The sequence below is a fragment of the Bradyrhizobium sp. NBAIM18 genome (genome assembly GCF_020193825.1).
GTDB lineage: Bacteria > Pseudomonadota > Alphaproteobacteria > Rhizobiales > Xanthobacteraceae > Bradyrhizobium > Bradyrhizobium yuanmingense.
In genome coordinates, this window is the sequence record NZ_JADYVO010000012.1 from 117,918 (window position 1) to 133,671 (window position 15,754).

A 15,754-nucleotide genomic window follows, 5' to 3' on the forward strand; every position below is an offset into this window, starting at 1 on the left:
CTCACCGCCCTAGGCCTTCCGACGGAGGGGGGCGTAATTCCACCGGAAGGTAGATGAGGGAAGCCAGCGTTGCGCTGCTTCCCCGAAGGGCACCGGCGGCGGGGGCGACTGATGCCGGCGGTACCCTTCATCTCGTAGGCCTCCTGAAGGCCTCAGCCCTTGGCGATGGGCACCGCAACGAAGCGCGACTGGCCGCCGCTCTTCACGCGCATCAGGACGCTGTTCTTGTTGTCGGTCCGCGCCGCGTTGATCGCGTCGCGGACTTCGCCGGCGGTCGCCACGCTCTTGCCACCGACCTCGAGGATCACGTCGCCTTCCTTGAAGCCGCGTTCGGCCGCCGCGCTCTTCGGATCGACCTCGGTGACCACGACGCCTTCCTTGCCGGCACCGGCCACGGAATTGGCCGGCGCAACGGTCATGCCGAGCTTCGGCACGTCGGTGCCCTTGCTGGCGCCCTTGCCGCTGTCCTTGTCGGTATCTGCCTTGGCCTCGACCGTATTCGGCAACTGGCCGAGGGTGAGGTTGACGATCTTGTCCTGGCCCTTGTGCAGCACGTTGAGCTTCACGGACGCGCCGGGTGCCATGCCGCCGATCGTGCGGGCGAGCTCGCGGGCATCCTTGACGGGGTCGCCGTTGACCGCGGTGATCACGTCGCCGGACTCGATACCGGCCTTTGCCGCCGGACCGTTGGCCTGCGGTTCCGCCACCAGCGCGCCTTCGGCCTTCTTCATGCCGAGGCTGTCGGCGATGTCGGAGGTGACGGGCTGGATCTGGACGCCGATCCAGCCGCGGCTGACCGAGCCCTTGTCCTTGAGCTGCGCAACCACGCTCTTGACGGTGTTGGCCGGGATCGAGAACGCGATGCCGACGCTGCCGCCGGAGGGCGAGTAGATCGCGGTGTTGACGCCCATCACCTCGCCGTTGGTGTCGAAGGCCGGACCGCCGGAATTGCCCTTGTTCACGGGCGCGTCGATCTGGATGAAATCGTCATACGGGCCGTTGCCGATGTCGCGGCCGCTCGCCGAGACAATGCCCGCGGTCACGGTGCCGCCGAGACCGAAGGGATTGCCGACCGCGAGCACCCAGTCGCCGATCCGCGGCTTGCTGTCGGCGAGCTTGGCGAACGGGAAGTTCGTGCTGCCTTCGACCTTGATCAGCGCGAGGTCGGTGCGCTGGTCGGTGCCGATCACCTTGGCGGTGTAGGTCTTGCCGTCGTCGGTGGTGACCTCGACCTTGTCGGCGCCATCGACCACGTGGTTGTTGGTCACGGCATAGCCGTCAGCCGAGATGAAGAAGCCGGAGCCCTGCCCCTGCACGACGCGGCCACGGCCGCCCTTCAGGCCGGGGGGCAAACCATCCGGACCACCGAAGCGGCGGAAGAAGCGCTCCATCGGCGAGCCCGGCTGGAACGGCGAGGAGGAATCGTCGCCGTCGTCGTTGCTCGCGGTCTTCTCCTTCATGTTGACCTTGACCGAGATCACCGAAGGCTTCACGCGCTCGACCACGTCGGCGAAGCCGACCGGGCGCTCGACCTTGCGGACCTCGTTGTTGACCTGCGCATGCGCCGGGCTGGAGAACAGGTCGGCCGGCGAGGACGACGGGCTGAAGCCATAGACGGCCGCGCCGAGACCGGCGACGACGGAAGCCATCAACGCGAGCTTGCGCGCGGAAAACACCGACCGGCGCGGCTGCCGGTAGGACGGGAGGTTCGAAAGGTCGATGCGATCGTTCATGCGGAAATCTCCAGAGCCCTGAATTCCTGTTGGTGCCGGATGCCGGCACCTTGCGGACCTGAAGATGGGGACTCCCGCCTTACCGCGCGCTGGCGGCGGGGTTAAACTTTCGTAATGATGTGTCGAGGCGGATGCGGCAGTTTAGCACAGGCCAAAAATCGTGGCCTTACAGGAACTTAATCGAGTTCCCCGACAAAGCGGCAGGCGCGAACTCTGGCCCTTCAGCTCGCCCTGACACTGACGATGAACTCGTCGACTTCGCGCTTCAAGGTCTCGGCCTGCCGCGACAGATCGACGGCCGAATCCCTGGCTTCGGCCGCCATGCGGCCGGTCTCGGCCGAGGTGGAGGTGATCTGGACGATATGGTTGGAGACGTCGAGGGTTCCGCGCGCGGCGTCCTGGGCGCTGCGCGTGATCTCCTGTGTGGCGTTGCGCTGCTGGGCGGTGTCGACCTCGATGCCCGACATGATCGACGAGATCTCCGACAGCGTCCTGGAAATGCCGTCGATCGCGCCGCGGGTCTCCGCGGTGATGCCCTGAATGCTGGCGACCTGCGAGGTTATCTCCTCCGTCGCCTTGCTGGTCTGATGCGCCAGGTTCTTCACTTCCGAGGCGACCACCGCAAACCCCTTGCCCGCTTCGCCGGCCCGTGCCGCCTCGATGGTGGCGTTGAGCGCCAGGAGATTGGTCTGCGATGCGATCGCCTGGACGAGCTGGACGACCTCGCCGATCTTTTCGGCGGCATCCGACAGCGTGTGAATGGTATCGCGGCTCTTCTCCGCCTGGCTTGCAGCGCCTTCGGCGCGCTGGGTCGCGTCCGTGACGCGGCGGCTGATCGTGCCGATCGAGTTCGTCATCGCCTCGGCAGACCCTGCAACCGTCTGCACGCTGGCGCTGGCCTGGCTCGCCGCGCTCGCGACCGCATTGGCCTTGGTGCTGGTGTCGTTGGCGGTCCGCGACAGCGTCTCCGCGTTGGTCTTTAGATGCACGGCCGATGAGGCCACGCTGGCGACGACACTGGCGACGAGATCGTTGAAGCGCTTGATCCTGTTATCGAGGAATTTCGACCGCTCGGCCTGATGCTGCGCTTCATGCAGCTGCTGCTCGGAGAGGCGGCGCCGCTCGATGCCATTGGTCTTGAACACCTCCAGCGCACCGGCGAGCAGGCCGATCTCGTTGGTGCGGCCGAGCCCCGGAACTGATGTCTCGAACTTCTGGTCGGCAACCTCGCGCATGGCATGCACGATGGCCGCGAGGGGACTGAGAATGCCGTTGCGCACGGCGAACCAGGTGGTGAAGCAGATCGCGAAAGCGACGACGGCGATCACGCCGCAGGCGACCAGGAAATAAGAAAACGCGGTCTGCGCCTGCTGGTAGATCTGCATGGCATGGTCGCGCGCCGGGCCGCTCAGCGCGGCGAAGTTCGAGGACAGGCTGGTGATCTCGTTGTTGAGATAGAGGACCGCGATGAAGCCGGTGCCGCCGCCGATGCCAAGCAGGAACAATAACGCAGCGACGACGGCGCCGACCAGGAAGCGGATCGTCAGATTGCTGTTCGCGAACATCGGGGGACTCAGGAGCTGGAATCAAATCTCGCGACAAGCTTCCAGACAAAGGTCAATTTAGCATGAACCACGCAGCCGTTGCCGCGCACTGCGTGGCACGACGTAGACGGCTTCAGGGCGATTTGGGTTCGTCCGACATCAAGGCCGCGAGCCGTGCCTTCTCGTCGGGCGTGAGCGGCGGTGCCGGTACGTCCACACCACTTCGCGAGCGGCGGCGGATTTGCAGCCACAGCGCCAGACCGCCGCCGATCAGCAGCACCGGCCCGAGCAGCCACAGCAGCAGGGTCTGCAGCTCGAAGCGCGGCTTGAGCAGCACGAACTCGCCGTACCGCGCCACCAGGAAATCGAGCACCTGCGAATTGCTGTCGCCGGCCGCGATGCGCTCGCGCACCAGCAGCCTGAGATCGCGTGCCAGCGGCGCATCGGAATCGTCGATCGACTGATTCTGGCAGACCATGCAGCGAAGCTCGCGCGACAATTCGCGCGCGCGCGATTCCTTCACCGGATCCGGCATGATCTCGCCGGGCTGCACGGCGTGGGCCGCCGGCAAAGCCAGCAGCACCAACGCGATGAACGCGGCCATCATCCGGCGCATCGGGTCATTCCGCGGGCTGGAGGCGCTGCTTGGCCCGCGCCGGCTTCGGCGCGCCGACCCGCAGGCGGCGGTCGGAGAGCGAGAGCACGCCGCCGAACGCCATCAGCACCGGCCCCCACCAGATCAGGAGAACCAGCGGCTTGTGATAGATGCGCACGGCGATGGCGCCTTCGGCGGTGGCGTCGCCGAGCGAGACGTAGAGCTGGCTCGCGCCGCTGGTCAACAGCGCAGCCTCCGTCGTCGAGGAGCCGCGGGTGGTGAAGCTGCGCTTGGACGGCGTCATCACCGTGACCGCCTCGCCATCGCGGCTGATCTTGAACTCTGCGATCATCTCTCGGTAGTTCGGGCCCTGGCGTTGAAATAGCCCGTCGAGCTTCAGATCGTAGCCGGCGACATGGGCAACCTCGTTCGGCTTCATCGTCGCGATGTATTCGCTGTTCCAGGTGGTCTCGCAGACGATCCCGATCAGCGCAACGCCGAGGCCGGCATGCGCGAACGCGGTGCCCCAGGCCGAGCGCGGCAGGCCGCGCGCCCGGTGCAGCACCGTTGCGAACGGCAGGCGCACCAGGCCCGTCCGTTCGACCAGATCGGTGACCGCGCCGACGATGACGAAGACGCCGAGCCCGATCGCGAGCGGCGCCAGCGCGCTGCCGCCCCGCACCCAGGCCCAGACGATGGCGACCACGACCAGCCCGGCAACCCCGGCCGCGAGCAGGCGCTGCATCACGCCGAGCAGGTCGCCGCGCTTCCACGCCAGCATCGGCCCGAACGGCACCGCGAGCAGCAGCAGCGCGAACAGCGGCGCGAAGCTCAGATTGTAGAAGGGTGCGCCGACCGACATCTTGAAATCGGCGAGCATCTCCATCGCGAGCGGATAGAGCGTGCCGAACAGCACCACCGCGCAGGCCACCGTGAGCAGCAGATTGTTAAGCACCAGCGCGCCCTCGCGCGAGATCGGTGCGAACAGGCCGCCCTGCTTCAGCGAGGTGGCGCGGCCCGCGAACAGCGACAGGCTGCCGCCGATGAACAGGCACAGGATCAAGAGGATGAATACGCCGCGGGTCGGATCGGTGGCGAAGGCGTGCACCGAGGTGATGACGCCCGAGCGCACCAGAAAGGTGCCGAGCAGCGACAGCGAGAAGGTCAGGATCGAGAGCAGGATAGTCCAGACCTTCAGCGCGTTGCGCTTCTCCATCACCAGCGCCGAATGCAAGAGCGCGGTGCCGGCGAGCCACGGCATCAGCGAAGCGTTCTCCACCGGATCCCAGAACCACCAGCCGCCCCAGCCGAGCTCGTAATAGGCCCAATACGAGCCCATGGCGATGCCGAGGGTCAGGAAGATCCAGGCGACCAGCGTCCAGGGCCGCACCCAGCGCGCCCAGGCCGCATCGATCCGTCCCTCCATCAGGGCCGCGATCGCGAATGAGAACGAGATCGAAAAGCCGACATAGCCGAGATAGAGCATCGGCGGATGCACGGCGAGACCGATGTCCTGAAGCACGGGATTGAGATCGCGTCCCTCGATCGGCGGGCTGGCGATGCGCAGGAACGGGTTCGATGTCATCAGGATGAAGAGGTAGAACGCGCTCGCGACCCAGGCCTGCACAGCCAGCACATGCGCGCGCAGCGAGAGCGGCAGATTATTGCCGAAGCTGGCGACCAAGCCGCCGAACAGCGCGAGGATCAACACCCACAGCAGCATCGAGCCTTCATGGTTTCCCCACACGCCGGTAATCTTGTAGAGCAGCGGCTTCATCGAGTGGGAATTCTCGTAGACGTTGGCGACGGAGAAATCCGAGTTAACGTGCAGCATCACCAGCGCGGTGAATGAGGCGCCGACGAACAGCAGCTGCGCCAGCGCGGTGGAGCGCGCCACGTTCATCAGGGCGGTGTCGCCAAGGCGCGCACCGACCAGCGGCACGACGGACTGGATCAGTGCGAGGGCGAGCGCCAGCACCAGCGCGTAATGTCCTGATTCCGCGATCACCGCACCGCTCCCTGCGGATTGCCTTGCGCGGTCGTCGCCGCGGGTTTGGCAGCGCCAGAAGCTTGGGCGCCGTAATCGTCCTTCCAGTGCCCCTGCTTCTTCAGGGCATCGGCGACGTCCTTGGGCATGTAGGTCTCGTCGTGCTTGGCAAGGACGGTATCGGCCTTGAACACGCCGTTGGCATCGAGTGCGCCTTCCGCGACGACGCCCTGCCCTTCGCGAAATAGGTCGGGCAGAATGCCTTTGAAGGCGACCGGCAGCTTGGCGTTGCCGTCGGCGACCTCGAACGTCACCGCGAGATTGTCGCCGCGCTGGAGCGAGCCGGGCTGCACCAAGCCGCCGAGGCGAAACCGCTTGCCGGGCTCGACATGCTTCTCGGCGACCATGGTCGGGGTCGAGAAGAACACGATGGAGTCGCGCAGCGCGTTGAGCACCAGCGCGGCCGCGAGCGCGAGCACGGCGAGCGATCCGCCGATGATGGTCATACGTCGCTGCTTGCGCGTCATGGCGTATCCGTTCTCCGCATCTCTCGTCCCGAAATCATCATCCGCCGATCCCGAGAGTCTTCAGGCCTTCGTTGAGCTGGCGCAGCCGCTCGGCGTTGCTGGCAACCGCCTGCCGGGCATCGGCCGAAGCGCCCATTGCCTTGTCCCGCTCGCCCATCACCAGATAGGCGCGCACCAGACGCAGCCAGCCCTCGACATCGTCGCCGTTCTGCTTCAGCCGCGTCGCCAGACGGTCGACCATACCGCGCACCATCGCGTTGCGATCGGTTTCGGCCATGTCCTTGGAGGCAGCAATCGTCTCGTCGGACAGCGCCGGCAGCGTGCCGCCCCCACCGACCCGCGCCAGCGAGGACTGCACCAGGGCACGCCACGGAGCATCCGCCGGCGCTTTCGCAAGCAGTGCACGCCAGATATTGGCCGCGTCGTCCTTGCGACCGTCCTGCTCGGCGGCCAGGCCCAGAAAGTAATTCGCCTTGGGATCGTCGGCGTTCAAGGCGTGTGCGCGCTCGAATTCCGCCTTGGCCTCGGCGGTCACGACGCCGCCGGCGGCGGCCGAGATCGCTTCGCCGAGATCGGACCGGCGCTCCGCGCTCTCACCGTTGTAAGTGAGCGAGTTGCGATAGGCGCGCACCGCGTCGTCGAAGCGGCCGAGCCGCTCCAGAACCGGCGCGAGCACGTTCCAGCCGCGCCCGTCCGTCGGATTCTTCTCCAGGTGCTGCTCGACCTGCACGACGAGGTTCTCGAGCGACTGCGCCATGCCACCCCCGCGCTCCCGCTGCGCAAGGGGAAAGTCCTGCAGCCGGGGCGAGCCGAGTGGCATGTAGACGCCGGCCGCGATGAGCGGCAGTCCGGCAAGCGCCAGCACGGCCGCCGCACGGCGCCATTTGAGGTTCGACTTCGGCGCCGTTGCCGGCTCGCTGGCCGCCGCCGCGAGCAGCCTGCGGCTGACCTCGACGCGCGCAGCCTCCGCCTCCGGCGCCAAGATCAACCCGGCGGCGAGATCACGCTCGATCTCGGCCAGCTGGTCCTTGTAGACCGCGACCTCGCTGCCCTGATCTTGTGCGCGGCTGGTGCGGCCAAGCGGCAAGAGCACGGCGAAAATCGCCGCGACCGTCATCAGCGCGAACACGAACCATAGCGTCATCTGGCAAGCTTCCGGCGGCGCACGAACCGCGCCTGTAGGTGCCTTTACACCACGGCCGGACGATGCGGCAATTGACAATTGTCAAGGCGGCGCAACCCACAGGTCGTCCCGAAAAGGTGAAAATCCAACGGCTTAGCCGATCTCGAAGTCGATACTTTGCGCGGCCTGCTCGCCGTGCCCGTCGAAGGCCTTCAGGAAGTATGTTCCCGGCTTGATTGCATCCGGCAATCTGATGCGCAGCGCTCCGACGGGAACCCGAGATGCAACCCTGGTGGCGGTCTCGGGCAGCTGCCGATCGCTGGCTTTCTCGACCAGCACCACCTTGGCTCCAACCATCAGCCGTTGATACTTGGCAACGATGACGCGGTTCTCAATTTCAATCGAGCTGATGACCGGTTTCATGCGCCTACAGATGGAAATTTCCAGACTTGCACCGCGAAAGTACGGTGCGCCATGGGCATCGTCAACTTCAAATTGTGATCAGGAAAAATGCGCGCCGATCAGCCTGCGCGCGACGATTTGCGCTCGCCGGTGAGTGCATTTTCGGCGGCCCGGCTCATCAATGAGGCGTAATCGTCGCCGAACAGCACCTGGCAGAAGCGTATCGCGGCCTGCACCTGCTGCTGCCGATAGGTGCGGACCTTGTGATCGGCGGCGCGCAGCGACTGCACCAGCTGCTCGGTCGACCGTTCCACATATTGCTGGAGATCGGAAAAGGTACGCAGCGTCACCTCGTTGATCGCAAGCTCGCTCGCATAGTTGCGGCACGTCGCGACGAAGTCGATCAGAGCCACCGTTTCCTCGACGTCGGTGCTGTCGATCCGCGCGCCCGGCGGAATGTCCTTTTCGGGGCGCTGGCGCAGGATGCGGCGGACGCGGCCGGGAACGCTGTCGATCTCGGACTGCAGCGCATTGGAGATGTCGGCCCGGATCGAGGTCAGTTGCTTGCCCCAGGCCGAATCGTTGCGCAGGTCGAGTTCGGTGCGCAGTCCGCGCACGCCGTCGTGTAACGTCTTGAGGTTGCCGGCGACATTGTCGAAATGGCCGCGCTTGATGTCCATGCGCAGGACCGCGGCGACGCAGGACAAATCGTGCAGGGCCATCGTGACGGCCATACCGTAGGGCGTCGCCGCGACGCGGATCTCGTCATCGGACGCCGCTATCTTGACCGCAAGGCGGATGATCTGCCAGGGCGCGGTCATCCGCTGCACGACGATCGACAAGGCGAAAGGCAGCATCTGCGGCGTCTGAAGCGCCGGAATGTTGAGCGCCGACGTCACCGAGGCGATCTGGGAATCCCCGAAGGCCCGCAAGGTGCGCGGCAATTTCTCGTTCAATGTCGCAATGGCGTCCCGGACCTGGAGCACCGCACCGATCGAATAGAGATCCTCGATGACGTTGGGCGGTCCGACCCGGGCCAGCGCCCGCGACTTGTCGCCGCCGCCCGGTCCCGTCAGCTCGAAGATGGCATCCGCGGCCACCGCCTGAAGCTTCTGGGCCAGGGCTTCGACCTGCCCAGCACTGTCCGCCGGCATGCGCGCCAGCGCCGCCTCGAATTCGTTCACCTTGTCCGGTGCGCCGTCACGGCCAAGCCACTGCCAGATCGGCTGCAGCGAGGAGCGGCGAATCTGGCCGGCCCTGACAGGAGTGCCCGCTTCGACGAGGAACGGTTCCAACACCTGGAATAGGAGCCGCGACAGATCGTCCGTGCGCGGCGGCAAAGCCTCGTCGGCCTCGCTCTTGCGGACGATCTTGCGCAGCTGCTCGAGCACGAGGGTGGCCACCGCCGTGTCCTGGCCGCGCTCCAGCGCACGCTCGAACTCCCGCATCAGCAGTGCCTGCGACTGCGGCGGGAGCTGCGCGAGATATTCCCTCAGCCGCTCGATCGATGTCTGGCTCATGCGCCCGGGTAATGCACGGTAAAATGGCGGACATGGGATGGGTCCGGCGCGATCATAGGGGGTCCCCACTTAAGAAGCCGTTTAGGAAGCTGCCTCGAATGCCTCCCATGCTTCGCTGGAGGAGCCTCGGCCGCGCCGGAAATTGTCGTCGAAACAAGGGATTATAGTCCGGGAAGAACCAGCTCGGCACGCAGACCCCCAGTCGGAGCGCTGCCGAGCGAAAGGCTGCCGCCATAGAGGGCCGCGAGGTCGGTCACGATCGACAGCCCCAGTCCCGACCCGGGCTTGGACTCGTCGAGGCGCTTGCCGCGCCGGGCGACCTGGGCGCGCTCGGCTTCCGACAGGCCACGGCCGTCGTCGTCGACGATGACCCGCAAACGCGGGCCGGCGCCGGCCCGCTGTTGCGGCTCGACCAGGACCTCAATGAGGACGCGGGAGGCCGCCCATTTGCAGGCATTGTCGACGAGATTGCCGACCATCTCCTCAAGATCCTGCCGCTCGCCCCGGAACTTGGCGGATGGATAGGCCTTGGCCTCGACCACGATGCCGCGGTCGCGATGGATCTTCTCCATGGTCCGCCGCAGCCCCTCGATGGCAGGCGCCACCTCCGTCACAGTCGCGACCACCGAGACCCGTGCCGCGATGCGGGCTCGCTCCAGATGATGGGCGACCTGATCGCGCATCACATCCGCCTGCTCCATCACCTTCTCCGCGAACGGATCGGCGGCATGCGCGCTGGCTTCGTTGACGATGACCGAAAGCGGCGTCTTGATCGCATGAGCGAGATTGCCGACATGGGTGCGCGCCCGCTCGACGATCTCGCGATTGGCATCGATCAGCGCGTTGGTCTCGCGCGCCAGCGGCGCGATCTCGACCGGGAATTCACCCTCGAGCCGTTCGGCCCGCCCGGAGCGGATGTCGGCGATCGCGTCCGAGATGCGCTTGAGCGGTGCAAGGCCGAAACGGACCTGGAACACGGTCGTCAGCAGCAGCACGATGCCGAGCGCCGTGAAGGTGCCGCCGAGATAGTAGTCGAAGCTGCGTGTCTCGTCGAAAATCTCGGTATCGTCCCCGGCGACGCTGACCAGAAATTTGCCGTCGGCACCGAGATCGACCGGCCGTTCCACCATGCGCAGATTCTGCCCTTCCGGCCCGTCGACATAGGCGAGGCGGATGCCGGCGGCGGTGAGCTCGGCACCCTGCTCTTCGAGCTTCGGTAGCTTCTTGTCCCAAAGCGAGCGCGAGGAGCGCACTTCCGGCTTTTCGGTGTCGGTCCGCGTGATCTGCCAGTACCAGCCGGACAGCGGCAGGTCGAACAGGGGCTCGCCAAGCGACTGGAACTGGCGATCCGGCGGCTCGTCGGGCGTTGCGACCTCGGCGATGAGGGTGCGCAGATAGAGATTGAGCCGGCGGTCGAAGGCGCGCTCGGTGGCGTTCTTGTAGACCGACGACAGCACCACGCCTGTGATGGCCAGGATCACCACGAGCCAGGCGGTCGCCGACAGGAACAGTCGGTTCGCAAGCGAGCTAGCAGCCATCGGAATGATCCCGGGCGGCGCAGGATGGCAGGTGGTCGGACGTCATGACCGGACCAAGGGCCCTGTTCGGCCTCCCGTCAAGCCAAGATACTTCAAAGGCCGGAACGCCTCAGGCGCCCGGGGCCGGCGGCGGGGTCAGGAGATAGCCCAGACCGCGGACGGTCTGGATGATGTCGACGTCGAGCTTCTTGCGGATGCGGCCGACGAAGACCTCGATGGTGTTGGAGTCGCGGTCAAAATCCTGGTCGTAGAGATGCTCGACCAGCTCGGTGCGCGAGACCACCCGCCCCGAATGATGCATCAAGTAGGCCAGAAGCCGATATTCGTGCGAGGTCATCTTGACGGGATTGCCCGACACGCTGACCCGGCCGGTTCGGGTGTCGAGCGTCACCGGGCCGCATGTCAATTCGCTCTGGGCGTGGCCGGTGGAGCGGCGCAGCAGGGCGCGGATGCGCGCCAGCACCTCCTCCAGATGGAACGGCTTTGCGACGTAGTCGTCGGCGCCGGCATCGAAGCCCTGCACCTTGTCGCTCCAGCGGTCGCGTGCAGTGAGGATCAGAACCGGCATGGTGCGGCCGTTGCGGCGCCAGGCTTCCAGCACCGAGATGCCGTCCTTCTTCGGCAGGCCGATATCGAGCACCACGGCGTCATACGGCTCGTTGTCGCCGAGATAGTGCCCCTCCTCCCCGTCGAAAGCCCGATCGACGACATAGCCGGCGTCGGTCAGCGCCTTGGTGAGCTGGCGATTGAGATCGGGGTCGTCCTCAACAACGAGCAGGCGCACGCTTCTCTCCAAGGATAGGCTGCAAGAACAGGCGACATGAACACCGCCACAGATGAGCAATTCCGGCGTGAACTGAATATGAACGCAGGGAACCGGGCTACGTTACTTTTTGGTCATATACGACCTGGCGCACGCAAATGCGACTGCGCCCACCATGCCGCCGGAGGAGCCGGCGGCATGGTGGGCGCAACGTGCCGCATCGCGCGGCGAGCCGGAAGGTGCCGGCGTGCTGATCCGGCCGTCAGGTCCGGAAGAACACGAACCAGACGACGGCGAGGATCAGGATCGCAAGCCCGGTCGAGATGGCGAGCAGCGCCGCCACCGAAGGCCCGGGCTCGCCCTGGCGCGCCTCGGTCGGAGTTTCGACGATCCGGTTCTGCTCTCGCCTGGTTGCCATGGTAACCTCGATCTGTGGCTGTCGCGTCGGATGGCCGCGACCTCCTCGGCGATGAATTGCCGGGGCAACGCGTCATCTCGGGCGATGTTCCGGTCCATGGGCTCGCCCGGCAAACACAGCGCAGGCGACGATTAACGCCGTTGCAAGATTCCGCGCCGGCGGTTGCTATGATTCGCAACTGGGCGATGGTATCCTCAGGGCTTGTCCTCTGTTGCGTCTGGAGTAACCCATGGCCCCCCGCGCCAATTGGAAGGGTTTTCTGCGTCTGTCGCTCGTGACCTGCCCGGTCGCGCTCTATCCGGCCACTTCGGATACGGAGAAGGTTTCGTTCAACCAGATCAACCGAAAGACCGGCCACCGCATCAAGTATCTCAAGGTCGATGCCGGGACCGGCGACGAGGTGACCTCCGAGGACATCGTCAAGGGCTACAAGGTCGACACCGACACTTATATCGAGGTCACCAAGGACGAACTGGACGACATCGCGCTCGATTCCACCCACACGATCGAGATCGACGAGTTCGTGCCCAAGGCCGACATCGACAACCGCTATCTGATCCGTCCCTACTACCTCGTGCCGGACGGCAAGGTCGGCCACGACGCCTATGCGGTGATCCGCGAGACCATCCGCAGCATGGACAAGGTCGCGATCGGCCGCGTGGTGCTGACCAACCGCGAGCACATTATCGCGCTGGAGCCGCTCGAGAACGGGCTGATGGGCACGCTGCTGCGCTACCCCTACGAGGTCCGCAGCGAAAAGGAATATTTCGACGACATCCAGGACGTGAAGCTGACGAGGGACATGCTCGACCTCGCCAAGCACATCGTCGAGAAGAAGTCCGGCGCGTTCGAGCCCGAGCTGTTCGAGGATCATTACGAGACCGCTCTGATCGATCTCATCAACAAGAAGCGCAGCGGCATGCCGATAACCGCCAAGGCCGCACCGAAGACCGGCGGCAACGTCATCAGCTTGATGGACGCGCTGAAGAAGAGCATCGCGAACGAGAAGGACGCGGCGCCCGCGGCGAAGGTCGCCAGGGAGACGGCCAAGGACACCGCCAAGGACACAGCCAAGGCCAAGAAACCGAAGAAGCGCGTCGAGGGCCAGCGCGAGATGCTGCTGCCGATATCAGGCAAGGGCGGCAAGGAAGCTGCGGCGAAGGCTGCGACCACGCCGAAGAAGACCGCCGACAAGCCGGTGCGCGCGCCGGCGCGGGCAAAGAAGGCCGGCTGACAGCACCACGCCCCGCGATCACGCCGTGATGTCTCTCCTCGCCGATCGGCCGGCCTGACATGCCCTGGTCGACGACGTTCGACGATCCCGTGCGCGTGAGCAACAAGCGCAAGTTGTTCACGCTTCAAGAAGCCGCCGACTACATCATGGAGCTGCCCGAGGACGCCCAGCACGAGGCGCATTGGCAGACGGCGATCGAGACCTTGATCAATGCGGCCGAGACCGGCGGCGGCTGGGTGATGTTCGCTCGCATCGCGATGTTGCGGGCGCTGAATGCGGACGGCCGGCGCGGATGAGCGCGATCGAGACATCCTTGCCTATTCGTTGACGAACAGGCTCAACAATCGGTTAAGCGGCCAAGCCAATGGGGGGCAATGCACCGGGCTGTCGGTTTGACTTCATTTGAACGGATCGACGGAACCCTAACTTAATGAATGCCGTCGTACGAGGTAAGGTGCGATCGCCGTGTTTTGGCGCGCTCGAAGATTTTTTCGATCGATTTGCAAGTCCGATAACGACGCGACCATCCATCGGATCGGATGAACAGGAGTTGGCAATGCGTCTGCTTAGGTCCTTCCTTGCCGATGATAATGGCGCAACCGCAATCGAGTACGGCCTGATCGCCGCAGGGATCGCTCTGGCAATCGTGACCATCGTCAACAGCACGGGCGCTGCGCTGCTCAACAACAAGTTCAACTCGGTCAGCACGGCGATGAAGTAACCGCCGGCCAACGGCCTGCGCAGCGGCTGCCCGCCGGAGCGGCGGGCCATGATCTGGGTCAACAGCATCGGGACGGCGACGTCTAAGCATGGAGGTCCGACTCCCTGCTGCCGGTCCGTCCATGCATCCAGACCTTCCGCATTCCCAACTGAAGATCCGCCGCGTCCGCCTCGACACCGGCCGTGAGAACGTCGTCGTCGTCTCGAGGCGCTCCAAGGCGCTGCGCGCGGAGATCTTCCGCGGCTTCAGCCGCGTCGAGCTTCGTCAGGGCGGCAAGGTTCTGCTGGCGACCCTGCTGATCACGGACGACGATACGCTGGCGGCTCCCGACGAGATCGGCCTCTCCGAGCCTGCGTTCCGGCGCTTCGCCGAAGCGGTCGGAACGGAGGTCACGGTCAGGCCCGCCTCGCCTCCGGAGAGCCTGGAAGCGGTGCGTGCGAAGATCCGCGGACGAACTCTGAGCCAGGCCGAGATCGGCGCGATCATCAGCGACCTTGCCCATTATCGCTACTCCGACATGGAGATCGCCGCCTTCCTGATCGGGTCGGCGAGCTTCATCACCAGCGACGAGCTGCTCGCCCTCACGGGGGCCATGGCGCAGGCCGGCACGCAATTGGTCTGGCCGACCCCTGTCGTCGTCGACAAGCATTGCATCGGCGGCATCCCCGGCAACCGCACCTCGATGGTGGTGGTGCCGATCGTCGCCGCGCATGGCCTGCCGATCCCGAAGACCTCCTCGCGCGCGATCACCTCGCCGGCGGGCACCGCCGACACGATGGAGGTGCTGGCGCGGGTGAATATCGCCGTCGAGGAGATGAAGGCGATCGTCTCCTCCTGCAACGGCTGCCTGATCTGGGGCGGCCACGTGAACCTGTCGCCGGCCGACGACGTCCTGATCTCGGTCGAGCGCCCGCTGAGCCTGGATACTCGCGAGCAGATGGTCGCCTCCATCATGTCCAAGAAGATCGCGGCTGGCTCGACCCATCTGCTGATCGACATTCCGGTCGGCCCGACCGCGAAGGTCACCGGCGGCGTCGAGGCCATGCGGCTGCGAAAGCTGTTCGAATTCGTCGGCGACCGCTTCGGCCGGACGGTCGAGGTGATCACGACCGACGGCAGCCAGCCGATCGGCAACGGCATCGGGCCGGTGCTGGAGGCCAACGACGTCATGGCGGTGCTCGGCAACAACAAGGATGCGCCGCGCGATCTGCGCGAGAAGTCGCTCCGGCTCGCCGCCCATCTGCTGGAATACGATCCCAAGCTGCGCGGCGGGGCCGGCTATGCCCGGGCGCGCGAACTGCTGGATAGCGGCGCGGCACTGAAGCAGATGCAGAAGATCATCGACGCACAGGGCCCCTCGACATGCAGCAACGAGCTCGGACCGCTCAGCTTCGACGTCGAGGCGAGGCATGATGGCATCGTGTCCGCAATCGACTGCCTGCGTCTGAACCGCCTCGCCCGCACCGCCGGCGCGCCGCTCGACAAGGGCGCAGGCATCCGCCTGTTCAAGAAGATCGGCGACCGCGTCGAGCAGGGCGAGCCACTTTATCGCGTCTACACGTTCGGCCGGTCGGAGCACGATTTGGCGGCCAGCGCGACTGCGGGCGACAACGGCTATGCGATCAACGGCACGCCCCTCGGAGAATGAC

15 protein-coding genes are annotated in these 15,754 nt (G+C 65.6%); 4 read left to right on the forward strand and 11 right to left on the reverse strand.

Going from position 1 to position 15,754, the window contains the following annotated elements:
* Window positions 1-152 precede the first annotated feature (152 nt).
* From I6F17_RS24665 to I6F17_RS24715, 11 genes are all read right to left on the reverse strand, one after another.
* The gene (locus tag I6F17_RS24665; RefSeq protein ID WP_225124930.1) at window positions 153-1,733 is read right to left on the reverse strand and encodes a Do family serine endopeptidase; all 1,581 of its coding nucleotides are present in this window, start codon (window positions 1,731-1,733) and stop codon (window positions 153-155) included.
* A gap of 221 nt (window positions 1,734-1,954) precedes the next feature.
* Entirely contained in the window at window positions 1,955-3,298 is a 1,344-nt protein-coding gene (locus tag I6F17_RS24670; protein ID WP_225124932.1) for a HAMP domain-containing methyl-accepting chemotaxis protein, read from the reverse strand.
* A gap of 112 nt (window positions 3,299-3,410) precedes the next feature.
* Window positions 3,411-3,893, reverse strand: a complete 483-nt coding sequence (locus I6F17_RS24675) for a cytochrome c-type biogenesis protein (protein ID WP_225124934.1) — start codon at window positions 3,891-3,893, stop codon at window positions 3,411-3,413.
* A 4-nt stretch (window positions 3,894-3,897) separates the two neighbouring features.
* Complete coding sequence (locus tag I6F17_RS24680) at window positions 3,898-5,880, reverse strand: heme lyase CcmF/NrfE family subunit (protein WP_225124944.1); 1,983 nt, start codon at window positions 5,878-5,880, stop codon at window positions 3,898-3,900.
* Window positions 5,877-6,386, reverse strand: coding sequence for a cytochrome c maturation protein CcmE (ccmE, locus tag I6F17_RS24685; RefSeq protein ID WP_036005786.1), 510 nt, complete (start codon window positions 6,384-6,386; stop codon window positions 5,877-5,879). Before ccmE ends, I6F17_RS24680 begins: the two co-directional genes overlap by 4 nt.
* Window positions 6,387-6,423: 37 nt before the next feature.
* On the reverse strand, window positions 6,424-7,530 hold the full coding sequence (gene ccmI, locus I6F17_RS24690) for a c-type cytochrome biogenesis protein CcmI (RefSeq protein WP_036005789.1): 1,107 nt from the start codon (window positions 7,528-7,530) through the stop codon (window positions 6,424-6,426).
* Window positions 7,531-7,662: 132 nt separating this feature from the next.
* Complete coding sequence (locus tag I6F17_RS24695; RefSeq protein WP_036005792.1) at window positions 7,663-7,932, reverse strand: hypothetical protein; 270 nt, start codon at window positions 7,930-7,932, stop codon at window positions 7,663-7,665.
* Between the two features lie 98 nt (window positions 7,933-8,030).
* Complete coding sequence (locus I6F17_RS24700; RefSeq protein WP_225124947.1) at window positions 8,031-9,431, reverse strand: hypothetical protein; 1,401 nt, start codon at window positions 9,429-9,431, stop codon at window positions 8,031-8,033.
* Window positions 9,432-9,592: 161 nt separating this feature from the next.
* Complete coding sequence (locus I6F17_RS24705; RefSeq protein ID WP_225124949.1) at window positions 9,593-10,969, reverse strand: sensor histidine kinase; 1,377 nt, start codon at window positions 10,967-10,969, stop codon at window positions 9,593-9,595.
* A gap of 109 nt (window positions 10,970-11,078) precedes the next feature.
* A complete protein-coding gene (locus I6F17_RS24710) occupies window positions 11,079-11,753 on the reverse strand; it encodes a response regulator transcription factor (RefSeq protein ID WP_036035233.1) in 675 nt (224 codons plus the stop codon).
* 241 nt (window positions 11,754-11,994) lie between these two features.
* Complete coding sequence (locus I6F17_RS24715) at window positions 11,995-12,150, reverse strand: hypothetical protein (RefSeq protein ID WP_167361642.1); 156 nt, start codon at window positions 12,148-12,150, stop codon at window positions 11,995-11,997.
* A gap of 229 nt (window positions 12,151-12,379) precedes the next feature.
* Between I6F17_RS24715 and I6F17_RS24720 the strand changes: the two genes are divergently transcribed.
* The 4 genes from I6F17_RS24720 to I6F17_RS24735 all read left to right on the forward strand — a co-directional run bounded on the left by I6F17_RS24720 (window position 12,380) and on the right by I6F17_RS24735 (window position 15,753).
* Window positions 12,380-13,384 carry a Ku protein gene (locus I6F17_RS24720; protein ID WP_036035222.1) on the forward strand — a complete coding sequence of 335 codons (1,005 nt, stop codon included), beginning with the start codon at window positions 12,380-12,382 and terminating at the stop codon, window positions 13,382-13,384.
* Window positions 13,385-13,443: 59 nt separating this feature from the next.
* The gene (locus I6F17_RS24725) at window positions 13,444-13,680 is read left to right on the forward strand and encodes a hypothetical protein (protein ID WP_036005807.1); all 237 of its coding nucleotides are present in this window, start codon (window positions 13,444-13,446) and stop codon (window positions 13,678-13,680) included.
* A gap of 260 nt (window positions 13,681-13,940) precedes the next feature.
* On the forward strand, window positions 13,941-14,105 hold the full coding sequence (locus tag I6F17_RS24730) for a Flp family type IVb pilin (protein ID WP_225124951.1): 165 nt from the start codon (window positions 13,941-13,943) through the stop codon (window positions 14,103-14,105).
* A 121-nt stretch (window positions 14,106-14,226) separates the two neighbouring features.
* Window positions 14,227-15,753 carry a thymidine phosphorylase family protein gene (locus tag I6F17_RS24735; RefSeq protein ID WP_225124954.1) on the forward strand — a complete coding sequence of 509 codons (1,527 nt, stop codon included), beginning with the start codon at window positions 14,227-14,229 and terminating at the stop codon, window positions 15,751-15,753.
* The last annotated feature ends 1 nt before the right edge of the window (window position 15,754 follow it).

What these genes read in the sequence shown, in the direction of transcription:
- I6F17_RS24665 (WP_225124930.1), bottom strand. Translation starts at nt 1,733, where the DNA reads ATGAACGATCGCATCGACCTTTCGAACCTCCCGTCCTACCGGCAGCCG.
- I6F17_RS24670 (WP_225124932.1), bottom strand. Translation starts at nt 3,298, where the DNA reads ATGTTCGCGAACAGCAATCTGACGATCCGCTTCCTGGTCGGCGCCGTC.
- I6F17_RS24675 (WP_225124934.1), bottom strand. Translation starts at nt 3,893, where the DNA reads ATGCGCCGGATGATGGCCGCGTTCATCGCGTTGGTGCTGCTGGCTTTG.
- ccmE (WP_036005786.1), bottom strand. Translation starts at nt 6,386, where the DNA reads ATGACGCGCAAGCAGCGACGTATGACCATCATCGGCGGATCGCTCGCC.
- ccmI (WP_036005789.1), bottom strand. Translation starts at nt 7,530, where the DNA reads ATGACGCTATGGTTCGTGTTCGCGCTGATGACGGTCGCGGCGATTTTC.
- I6F17_RS24695 (WP_036005792.1), bottom strand. Translation starts at nt 7,932, where the DNA reads ATGAAACCGGTCATCAGCTCGATTGAAATTGAGAACCGCGTCATCGTT.
- I6F17_RS24700 (WP_225124947.1), bottom strand. Translation starts at nt 9,431, where the DNA reads ATGAGCCAGACATCGATCGAGCGGCTGAGGGAATATCTCGCGCAGCTC.
- I6F17_RS24705 (WP_225124949.1), bottom strand. Translation starts at nt 10,969, where the DNA reads ATGGCTGCTAGCTCGCTTGCGAACCGACTGTTCCTGTCGGCGACCGCC.
- I6F17_RS24715 (WP_167361642.1), bottom strand. Translation starts at nt 12,150, where the DNA reads ATGGCAACCAGGCGAGAGCAGAACCGGATCGTCGAAACTCCGACCGAG.
- I6F17_RS24720 (WP_036035222.1), top strand. Translation starts at nt 12,380, where the DNA reads ATGGCCCCCCGCGCCAATTGGAAGGGTTTTCTGCGTCTGTCGCTCGTG.
- I6F17_RS24725 (WP_036005807.1), top strand. Translation starts at nt 13,444, where the DNA reads ATGCCCTGGTCGACGACGTTCGACGATCCCGTGCGCGTGAGCAACAAG.
- I6F17_RS24730 (WP_225124951.1), top strand. Translation starts at nt 13,941, where the DNA reads ATGCGTCTGCTTAGGTCCTTCCTTGCCGATGATAATGGCGCAACCGCA.
- I6F17_RS24735 (WP_225124954.1), top strand. Translation starts at nt 14,227, where the DNA reads ATGCATCCAGACCTTCCGCATTCCCAACTGAAGATCCGCCGCGTCCGC.